The 3,220-nt window shown below is 30.8% G+C and carries 2 protein-coding genes; both read left to right on the top strand.

What is annotated here, in order from left to right:
* Positions 1–824: 824 nt before the first annotated feature.
* Positions 825–1,724, top strand: a complete 900-nt coding sequence (locus BUB82_RS11440; RefSeq protein WP_073193758.1) for a hypothetical protein — start codon at positions 825–827, stop codon at positions 1,722–1,724.
* A gap of 159 nt (positions 1,725–1,883) precedes the next feature.
* The gene (locus BUB82_RS11435; RefSeq protein WP_073193757.1) at positions 1,884–2,861 is read left to right on the top strand and encodes an AbiTii domain-containing protein; all 978 of its coding nucleotides are present in this window, start codon (positions 1,884–1,886) and stop codon (positions 2,859–2,861) included.
* Positions 2,862–3,220: the final 359 nt, after the last annotated feature.

Here is a 3,220-nt window from a genome sequence, read left to right as displayed (position 1 = left end):
GTGCTTCGTTCCAATCAGAACGTGTCGTGTCAATGTGTAACAACGGCTATAATGCATTGCGGGTTGGAATTTTCTGTTGAAAATTCCAGTTAAAATAGTATTTTCGTTTACCAGCGGAATAATTCTGCGAATGATTCCGCAACGACATCATAGCCAAGACCGTTGCATACAAGTACTCCGAAAAAACTCGGGTCGGATAAATGACAGTTGGGAATCTGAATTTAACAAGCATTACCTAAAACGAATTGAAAAGCTGTTTTTAAAAGTCGAAATTTCCGCTTCTATCAAAAATTGGTTTTTAAATCTGAATAAAAAATAGAATTCTAAATATGACTTTTGACAAATGTTAAGCATTGAGCAATTATCCGAATTTGAAAAAATATTTGAAAAAAATAACGACGAAATGAACACAAAATTGGATTTTAATCGATATTTAGGAATACAATTGACATCTAACAATCGTTGCGAAAAATATAAAATAACCGAATAGAAATCAGCACAGCGGAATTTTTAGCAAGTTTGAAAACAGATGACTTTACTCTTGAAAATTTAAACTTAGATTTATATAGCAAAACTTCTGCTTTACTCAACAGAATTGAAAAACAGAACCAAAAAAATCAGAAACGTGAAAAGTGCTTCGTGCCAAGTAGAACGTGTCGTACCTGTATGCAACAACGGCTATAATGCATTGCGGGTTGGAATTTTCTGTTGAAAATTCCAGTTAAAAGTGTATTTTCGTTTACCAGCGGAATAATTCTGCGAATGATTCCGCAACGACATCATAGCCAAGACCGTTGTAAAGCATTTAAGAAACGAAACTACATATGAAAAAAACAATCATCTACTTTTTAATAATCGCATTTTCTCAAAATATTTTAAGCCAGAATAATGAATATGAGAAAGGCTTAATAGATTTAGCAAAAACATACAAAAATTTTCATTTTAGAGGTGACCCACCAAGTAATGTTTATGAAGAAATAAAATCAATTCCATCAAAAAAATTATTAACAGCTAAAAAATTTATCAAGGAAGTTGTTACATCCAACAATAAACTATTAACAACTGAATTTTTAACTAAGCCAGACTCAGTTACCTTAAAAAGTTTATACATAATTCGAGGTGTAAATTGGAATATGCACGAAGCTGAAGCTAAAGACAATATGGCAATCGTTGATTCTCTTAAAAGTGAAAAAACAAATTATCACGAATTAGTTTCTTGTTATTATGGTATGTTATTCTCTGCAATTGGAAATAAAAACAAACCATTTGATTTATCAGAGGTTAATCTTAATTTAAGAGATTACAATCTCTCTGATGATACAGAAAAAGGAATATTTTTCTTAACAAGTATGAGAACTTTTGGCACAATGATTTGGGGTTACATTAATGTCCCTAAACCACCGAATTATAAAAAGGCTCTCAATTATATTAATAAGTATCCTAAATACAATGGAATTAAATATTACAGGTTTACCGACTTAAACTTCAAGGACTTTAAATTAACGACCGACAAAAGAAAACCAAAAGAAAGTTATAAAAATTACTATATAAATAAATACATAGAAACTTTAATGTACCATTCCTTGTGCTTATCGGAAAAGAAAAAATACAGAAAAGAAAAAGACAATTTATTGCTTGAATCTATTCTGAGAAATGAATCCTATTGGAAGTACACAAAATACAAACCAACTTTGGAAAAAATATTTAAGAAAGTAAAAGAATAAAAACGCTTTACAACAATGGCTATAAGTAATTGCTAGTTCTCGCCTACTTCTGAAAATCCTCGAGGATTTTCAGCTTGGTGTGTACTTGCAAAGTTAAGTACTAAACCACGCATCTACTCATAGCCGAGACCGTTATGCCCTATTTAAAATAAAAAACCGATGATAGATAAAATAATTGATGAATTATCCGATAGCAACCAGTCTTTAGTGAATCCATTACTAAAAACCAAGGTTATTGCAACCCGAATCGGAAATATCGAACTTCTAAATTGGATAAACAAAGAATTAAACGGGTACAATTCAATACAAAGTAATTCAGATCTACCAGATTATAGAAATGCAAAAGCAAATTCTTCTTGCACATTGAAAGTTGGCTATGGCATTCAAGAAAATACACCTGTACCAATAGCTTACCTTAAAGATGAAGGCTTGCGAGATTTTTTTATAAAGTTTCCTCTTGTAGATGGAGTACAAACACTTGAAACATATACGACCAATCCAAAAGGCGACACATTGGGAAAAAACCTCTCAGTCGATTTTTGGAAAATGGTAACTTCTGAATTTAGAAAAACTGGTGTTAATATTACAGTAACTAATATTTCTGTGACAACTTCAATATCTTCAATCACACAAACATTATCAGAAATTAGAAGTAAATTTTTAGATTTAATGTTGGCTGTTGAAACGGAATTTCCAAACATTTCAGACATTTCGTCATCGACAAAAGAACAAAAAAATGAACTTAGCGATAAAATAACTTTAATATTGAAACAAGTGAACATTACAAACTCAGGGGACGGAAGTTCCATAAATACAGGAAATGATAATGCTTTAAACTCAGCCTCAGGTGATAATATTCAGCAAGAAATAAATTTAACAAAAGAAAAATCTGAACAAATTGAGGAGCTCATTTCTGAATTAAAATCAGCTATTGCAGACCAAAATTTTGAAGAAAAATCCGATGTTGAATTAGAAATACAAAGAGTTGAAAACCAACTAAGTAAAGAAGAGCCTAAATCGACTATAGTTAAACAATCATTGGAAACGATAAAAAGTTTCTTACTTAGTGTTAGCGCAAATGTTTGGACTCCACCAATCATAGAAGGAATAAATAATATATTAATGCCAATTGGATAAAAAAACAGGGCATAACAACGTATATAGCTCATAGCTAGTCAGTTGCTTAAACGAAGTTAAGGCATATTTGGAAAGTCGCCAAATTTTTAAATTTGACGATTTCCAATAAAAAAGATAAATAGTAAAATTTAAAAATCTGGCTTGTGCTTAAACCGAAAGTAATTTTATAATTTGCACGCTACGAGCCATATACAAGACCGTTACAAGTAAGTTGATTTCAATGATTTTTTAGAGATAAAATTCATGTTTTGATAATCCTAAGAGTCGGATTTGACTCTGACAAAATTGAAAAGTGGAATAATTATAAAAATTGGATTTTATCACTCACACGCTGAAAACTGAATTGCGTTGAAAACAAA

Source organism: Psychroflexus salarius, assembly GCF_900129035.1.
Lineage (GTDB): Bacteria > Bacteroidota > Bacteroidia > Flavobacteriales > Flavobacteriaceae > Psychroflexus > Psychroflexus salarius.
The sequence above is the reverse complement of the archived record's forward strand: the minus strand, read 5'-3'. Positions and strand labels throughout refer to the sequence as shown.